3 protein-coding genes are annotated in these 8,523 nt (G+C 37.1%); all 3 read left to right on the forward strand.

Annotation, left to right across the window (positions count from 1 at the left end; genetic code table 11):
• Window positions 1–194: 194 nt before the first annotated feature.
• On the forward strand, window positions 195–632 hold the full coding sequence (locus ACQKNR_RS25170; protein ID WP_098293583.1) for a DUF1934 domain-containing protein: 438 nt from the start codon (window positions 195–197) through the stop codon (window positions 630–632).
• Window positions 632–2,302, forward strand: coding sequence for an arginine--tRNA ligase (gene argS, locus ACQKNR_RS25175; RefSeq protein ID WP_427321648.1), 1,671 nt, complete (start codon window positions 632–634; stop codon window positions 2,300–2,302). The genes ACQKNR_RS25170 and argS overlap by 1 nt, the downstream gene beginning before the upstream one ends.
• Before the next feature lie 1,311 nt (window positions 2,303–3,613).
• A partial coding sequence (locus ACQKNR_RS25180; protein ID WP_427321650.1) for a Cna B-type domain-containing protein occupies window positions 3,614–8,523 on the forward strand: 4,910 nt, incomplete at its 3' end.

Here is an 8,523-nt window from a genome sequence, read left to right on the forward strand (position 1 = left end):
CCTCTTAAATTAATAGAATATTTAGATTTTAAAAACATTTTATCATATGAAATAAGGTGAAAGGGAATTATTTTTGGAAATGGAGTTTTCCTGATTTTTCAGCAGACAGACAGAGGCTTTTTTTGATATGATAGGAAAAGTGATTTATTATAAGTAGTATTTAATATCTATAACATTTGAAAGGTGTGCAAGACGTGGAGAAACAACTTGCAGGCTTGCCGGTGCATGTTCATTTCGTAACAGAAATCCGTGAAGGGGCGCGTAAGGAAACCGTTGCTTTTGAAGCAAATGGTCAATACTATGTAAAAGGTCAAGGTACATACGTAACTTTCCAAGAGCCGAACGAGCAAGGCGAAGTGAAAACAATTATTAAAATTCAAAATGAACAAGTTCTCATTATGCGTTCAGGTGCTGTTTCGATGCGTCAAACGCATGTGAAAGGTGAATGGACAACAGGTACGTATACGAGTGAACTTGGTACGTTTGCATTGCAAACAAAGACTGATAACGTTCTTTTTAAATGGTCGGATGAAAAGAAAAAAGGACAACTCTTCTTAACGTACGCATTGCTTCTAAGTGAACAAGAAGCTGGCAGATATACTATTACGATTAATTTGAAGGAGGCAAAATAATGAATTCTTTAGAACAAGTAAAAGGATTGATTAAAGAAGAAATTCAAGCTGCTGTATTAAAAGCAGAATTAGCAACAGAAGAACAAATTCCAACTGTTGTATTAGAATCTCCAAAAGATAAAACACATGGTGATTTCTCTACAAACATGGCAATGCAACTTGCACGTGTTGCGAAAAAAGCACCTCGTATGATTGCAGAAGAATTAATTGCAAACTTCGATAAAGCAAAAGCTTCTATTGAAAAAATCGAAATCGCAGGTCCTGGTTTCATTAACTTCTACATGGATAATAGCTACTTAACAGACTTAATCCCAACAATCGTTAATGCTGGTGAAGCTTACGGTGAAACTAATACTGGGAAAGGTGAAAAAGTACAAGTTGAGTTCGTATCTGCGAATCCAACAGGTGACCTTCACTTAGGACATGCACGTGGTGCGGCAGTAGGTGACACGTTGTGTAATGTATTAGCAAAAGCAGGATACGATGTATCTCGTGAATACTACATTAACGATGCTGGTAACCAAATTCATAACTTAGCTCTTTCTGTTGAAGCTCGTTACATGCAAGCGTTAGGTTTAGATAAAGAAATGCCAGAAGACGGTTACCACGGTGCGGATATTATCGGTATCGGTCAACGTCTAGCAGAAGAGTTTGGCGATCGTTATGCGAAAGCTGATGCGAAAGAAAGCTATGAATTCTACCGTGAGTACGGTTTAAAATATGAATTAGCAAAACTTCAAAAAGACTTAGAGAGCTTCCGTGTTAAGTTCGATGTATGGTTCTCTGAAACATCATTATACAAAAACGGAAAAATTGATGCTGCACTTGCAGTATTAAAAGAGCGTGAAGAGATCTTTGAAGAAGACGGCGCAACTTGGTTCCGTTCAATGACTTACGGTGATGACAAAAACCGTGTATTAATTAAAAACGATGGTTCTTACACATACTTAACGCCAGATATCGCTTACCACCGTGATAAATTAGAGCGTGGTTTCGATAAATTAATCAACATTTGGGGTGCTGACCACCACGGTTACATTCCTCGTATGAAAGCTGCTATTCAAGCGCTTGGTTACGATAAAGAAACGCTTGAAGTAGAAATCATCCAAATGGTACAACTATACCAAAACGGTGAAAAAGTGAAGATGAGTAAACGTACAGGTAAAGCAGTTACACTTCGTGAGCTTATGGAAGAAGTAGGCGTAGACGCAATGCGTTACTTCTTCGCAATGCGTAGTGGTGATTCTCACTTAGACTTCGATATGGACTTAGCTGTATCAAAGTCTAACGAAAACCCAGTATACTATGCACAATATGCACACGCTCGTGTATGCAGTATCCTTCGTCAAGGTGAAGAATTAGGACTAGCTACAGGCGGAGACGTGAATTACAAACTTGTTACTTCTGAGAAAGAAGTAGAGTTACTGAAAAAACTTGGTGAATTCCCGGCGGTAGTTGCGGATGCAGCACAAAAACGTATCCCGCACCGCATTACAAGCTATGCATTTGAATTAGCCGCAGCATTACACAGCTTCTACAATGCAGAAAAAGTATTAAACCAAGATAACCTAGAATTAAGTAAGGCTCGTTACGAGTTAATGAAAGCAGTACGCACTACACTTCAAAACGCATTAGCAATCGTAGGAGTATCTGCACCAGAAAAAATGTAATAGACAAAAGAAAAGATGCTTATTTTTGTTTAGAAGTGATATATGAGTTGACATAAAAACATCTAATCAGTCTATAGACTGGTTAGATGTCAAAGAAAGAAAACCAACGAAAAGCTGTATGGCTTGATAAGGTGAAGTTGAAACAGAAAAAGAGATGGCAAAGCTATCTCTTTTTCTGTGCCCAATTTTCTACTCTAAATATATGTGACGAATATATGTTATGGTGATGAAGTGAAAATAGAAAAATGCCAATTAACTATTGATTTTTAGGAACGATTCTAGAATAATAGACTGTTGGGGGTAAGATTATCAAAAATCCATATATGTATTATTAGTTGGTGGAATGTTACTAGGAAAGAGTGTGTTGCTGTAAAAAATATTATTACAGCTATGCCAAATACTAAAATAACAATGCATCTAACCAAGTATCTAAACAATTAGTAATCAATCTTGAAAACTTCCAGCTTAGTTAAGAAACTAGGGTTGGTATGTTTAAAATAGTACATATAGTACAAATAAAGTTTTCATGATTTGATAAAAAATAATGAAAGGATATAAATCTCTCGGTTTTGATATTATCATCACATATAAGCTCATTTTAACTCTTCGACATAGCTATGGAACCCATTAGGTAAAGTGTTTTTTCTCGACACTCATTTATATACTCCAAAAATGAAAAGGCTGAATTTCGTATTTCTATGCGATTTATATGAAATCAGTTGACAATCATACTCTTTTTTAGTTACCCCCAAATTCGGTCCACTGTATTCAAATTTGGAGAATATGACTTTCATCTTGCATAGGCAACCAATACTTCATTCAGAGCGTTTTTAATTATATAGTGCTGGCGGTGGAACGCTTCTTGTTCTACTTGTTTTGGTGTGTAGGTCGGTTGTGTAACTAAACACAAAACGTCTTAACATATGGCCAATTTCACCTCAACTCATAATAACAGAAGGCACATCTTCAATGACATCTTTTAGAATACGAGTATCCTAGCATGTTTCACAGTCGTAACCTTCTTCGACGGATATGCTAAATTCGATTATAGATTGTACTTCTTGTTATTCTTTAGGAGGATAAGTAAGGAAGTTGACCAAATGCATATTTACTGTGAAGTAGCTCTTCCATACTTGTCGGCAATGAAATTTTCACATTTACAGAGCAAACGTTTGCGTTGGTGATGATAATAGCTATCAAACACATTTTAGTAGAGTGGCTTAATGACATTGATATAGTAGAATCTTTGTCATAGTATATTTGTTCTAGAATCTAGAAATATTTAATTTTATAGGGAGGATAACAGAAAGCATGTATTTAAAAAGGATAACTTCAATTTTTTCGATTATAATGATTTTCATGTTTACTATAGGTCAGAGTCTTTTACCTATAGTAGCTAATGCGCAAGAGTTAAACACTGCAGGACTTGTGGATAGCTTTCAGATTAATAAAACAAATCTAAGTACCACAGAACGGACTAAAGTAACTGTAAACTTCAGTGAAAAAGATGGACTTAGGCTGAAGCCAGGAGACACACTAACATTAACACTGCCTCCAGAATTAAAAGGATTAGATAAAGAGTTTCCATTAGATGACTATGGTACTTGTAAAGTCACTGCAGGTACTGTGGTATGTACATTTAATGATAAAGTGAGTACACATCAAAATATTAAAGGATATTTAAACTTTTTCGTGGAAGCTGCTAATGTAGGAACGGATGAAAAGAAAGAGATTGAAACCAATTTCGGTACAAATGTAGATAAGCAATCTGTAACAATTACCGGCCCAAGCAGTGGTGGTCCAGAACCTGGAAAGCCACCGTTTTTTTATAAAACTGGTGATATGAATTCAGGTAAGGACGATGAAGTACGTTGGTTCTTGAATATAAACTTAGCTAAAGAAGAGCTAAGTCGTGATATTGTTGTGACCGATAATTTACAGGAAGGTCAAACACTTAATAAGGATAGTTTCTATATAATTGTAGATGATTATCTAGGGCGTCGATCTGTAACGCTACAAGAGTTTGAAAAGCAAGGTTATGGAACGATTACCTTTACTGGAGACAGATCATTTAAAGTTGTGCTTAATAAGAATAAAGCACGTCTTGCTGCCTTTACGATTGGTTATACATCTACTATAACGGAAGCTGGGAAGAAGCAAGAGTTTTTTAAGAATGATTATACGATTGATTACCAAGTTATAAACAAAGAACCAGTTACTGAATCGGGTACTCATCCAGTCGAAAATATGACAGCTGGCGGTGGTGCTGAAGGTAACGTGGTTCCAAGAGGAACGATAAAAATTGTGAAGCATATTGAAGGGGATGAAGAAAAAGTAATCCCAAATGTTTCATTTAAGTTGTATAAAGAGTCTGGTGAACAAGTTGGAGATGTACATGTAACAGATGGAAAAGGGATAATTGAAATCTCTAATTTACAACCAGGGAAATATTATGTGCAAGAAGTTTCAGCTCCAGACTATGTTGATTTCGACCCTCAAGCAAAAGTAATTTTTGAAGTTAAATCAGATGCTGTAAATGGAGTTAAGTTGCTAATTCCGAATAAAGTGAAAACCACATCTATTGCAGGGACAAAGACGTGGAAAGGCGATAACGAGAAAGATCGTCCAAGTACAATCAAAGTAGAATTACTACAAAATGAGAAAGTAGTAGACACGAAAGAAGTAACAGCGGCAGATGGTTGGAAATACAAATTTGACAACCTAGCAGCCTATGATGCAAATGGAGTAGCGTACAAGTATGAAGTAAAAGAACAACCGATAGATGGATACACAACAGAAGTAAATGGTTATGACATTACAAATACAAAAGTGGTACAAACAACCAAAGTAGAAGGAACGAAAACATGGAAGGACGGAAATGCGGAAGGCCGTCCGACGATGATTAAAGTAGACTTACTACAAAACGGTACAGTGATTGCGACACAAGAAGTAAGTGAAGCAACAGGCTGGAAATATGAATTTAAAGATTTGGCAATAAACGATGCAGGCGGAAAAGCATATAAGTATGAAGTGAAAGAACAAGCAGTAGACGGATATGAATCCAAAGTAAATGGTTATGACATCACGAATACAAAAGTAGGCAAGACATCAGTTGCAGGAACGAAGACGTGGAAAGGTGGCACAGAGGAAGAGCATAAAGCCATCAAAGTAGACTTACTACAAAACGGTACAGTGATTGCGACACAAGAAGTAAGCAAAGAAACAGGTTGGAAGTATGAATTTAAAGATTTAGTAGCGTTCGATGAAAATGGAAAAGCATACAAGTATGAAGTGAAAGAACAACCGGTAGCTGGATACGAATCCAAAGTAAATGGTTATGACATCACGAATACAAAAGTAGGCAAGACATCAGTTGCAGGAACGAAGACGTGGAACGATAACAATGCGTCAGATCGTCCGAAAACCATCAAAGTAGATTTAGTACAAAAAGATAACTCACAAGCACAAAAAGAAACAGTGATTGCAACGCAAGAAGTAAGTGAAGCAACAGGTTGGAAGTATGAGTTTAAAGATTTAGCAGCGTATGATGAAAATGGAGTAGCATACAAGTATGAAGTGAAAGAACAGTCGGTAGCTGGATATGAATCAAAAGTCAATGGTTATGACATCACAAATACAAAAGTAGGCGAAACAAAAGTAGAAGGAACGAAGACATGGAAAGACGATAACGCAACAGATCGTCCGGAAATGATCAAAGTAGATCTTTTACAAAACGGTAAAGTAGTAGATACAAAAGAAGTAACAGCGGCAACAGAATGGAAGTACACGTTTGAAAAGCTACAAGCATACGATGCAAACGGAGCAGCGTACAAGTATGAAGTGAAAGAACAGTCGGTAGCTGGATATGAATCAAAAGTCAATGGTACTGATATCACAAATACAAAAGTAGGCAAAACAAAAGTAGAAGGAACGAAAACATGGAAAGACGATAACGCGAAAGATCGTCCGGAAATGATTAAAGTAGACCTTTTACAAAATGGTACAGTGATTACGACGCAAGAAGTAAGCAAAGCAACAGACTGGAAATACGAATTCAAAGATTTAGCAGCATATGATGCAGAAGGTAAGGCATACAAGTATGAAGTGAAAGAACAGCCAGTAGCTGGATATGAATCCAAAGTAAATGGCACTGATATCACAAATACAAAGGTAGGTCAAACAAAAGTAGAAGGAACGAAGACATGGAAAGACGATAACGCAACAGATCGTCCAAGCACAATCAAAGTAGACCTACTACAAAACGGTAAAGTAGTAGACACGAAAGAAGTAACAGCAGCAAGTGAATGGAAGTACACGTTTGAAAACCTACAGGCTTACGATGCAGAAGGTAAGGCATACAAGTATGAAGTGAAAGAACAACCGGTACCAGGATATGAATCCAAAGTAAACGGTACTGACATCACAAATACAAAAGTAGGTGAAACAAAAGTAGAAGGAACGAAGACATGGAAAGACGATAACACAAAAGATCGTCCGGAAATGATCAAAGTAGATCTTTTACAAAACGGTAAAGTAGTAGATACAAAAGAAGTAACAGCGGCAACGAACTGGAAGTACGCGTTTGAAAAACTCCAAGCATACGATGCAAACGGGGTAGCATACAAGTATGAAGTGAAAGAACAGCCAGTAACTGGATATGAATCCAAAGTAAATGGTACTGACATCACAAATACAAAAGTAGGCAAAACAAAAGTAGAAGGAACGAAGACATGGAAAGACGATAACGCGAAAGATCGTCCGGAAATGATTAAAGTAGACCTTTTACAAAATGGTACAGTGATTGCGACGCAAGAAGTAAGCAAAGCAACAGACTGGAAATACAAGTTCAAAGATTTAGCAGCGTATGATGAAAATGGAGTAGCGTACAAGTACGAAGTGAAGGAACAAGCAGTACCGGGATATGAATCCAAAGTAAGTGGTACTGACATTACAAATACAAAAGTAGGCGAAACAAAAGTAGAAGGAACGAAGACATGGAAAGACGATAATGCGAAAGATCGTCCGGAAATGATCAAAGTAGATCTTTTACAAAACGGTAAAGTAGTAGATACAAAAGAAGTAACAGCGGCAACAGACTGGAAGTACACATTTGAAAAACTCCAAGCATATGATGCAAACGGAGTAGCGTACAAGTATGAAGTGAAAGAACAAGCAGTACCAGGATATGAATCCAAAGTAAGTGGTACTGACATCACAAATACAAAAGTAGGCAAAACAAAAGTAGAAGGAACGAAGACATGGAATGACGGAAATGCAACAGACCGTCCGACAATGATCAAAGTAGACTTACTACAAAACGGGAATGTGATTAAAACACAAGACGTATTAGCAGTAATGGGTTGGAAATATATATTCGCAGATTTAGCAGCATATGATGCGGAAGGAAAGGCTTACGAGTATACAGTGAAAGAACAGCCAGTAGCTGGATATGAATCCAAAGTAAACGGTACTGACATCACAAATACAAGAGTAGGTCAGACAAAAGTAGAAGGAACGAAAACGTGGAAAGACGATAACGCAACAGATCGTCCGGAAATGATTAAAGTAGACCTTTTACAAAATGGTACAGTGATTGCGACGCAAGAAGTAAGCAAAGCAACAGGCTGGAAATATGAATTCAAAGATTTAGTAGCGTATGATGAAAATGGAGTAGCGTACAAGTATAAAGTGAAGGAACAACCGGTAGCTGGATATGAATCTAAAGTAAGTGGTACTGACATCACAAATATAAAAGTAGGCGAAACAAAAGTAGAAGGAACGAAAACATGGAAAGACGATAACGCAACAGATCGTCCAAGCACAATCAAAGTAGACTTACTACAAAACGGTAAAGTAGTAGACACGAAAGAAGTAACAGCAGCAAGTGAATGGAAGTACACGTTTGAAAAGCTCCAAGCATACGATGCAAACGGAGTAGCGTACAAGTATGAAGTGAAAGAACAGCCAGTAGCTGGATATGAATCCAAAGTAAATGGTACTGACATTACAAATACAAAAGTAGGCAAAACAAAAGTAGAAGGAACGAAAACATGGAAAGACGATAACGCGAAAGATCGTCCGGAAATGATTAAAGTAAATCTACTACAAAATGGTACAGTGATTGCGACGCAAGAAGTAAGCAAAGCAACAGGCTGGAAATACGAATTCAAAGATTTAGCAGCATATGATGCAGAAGGTAAGGCATACAAGTATGAAGTGAA

Origin of the sequence: Bacillus sp. NPDC094077 (assembly GCF_050279465.1) — a bacterium.
Lineage (GTDB): Bacteria > Bacillota > Bacilli > Bacillales > Bacillaceae_G > Bacillus_A.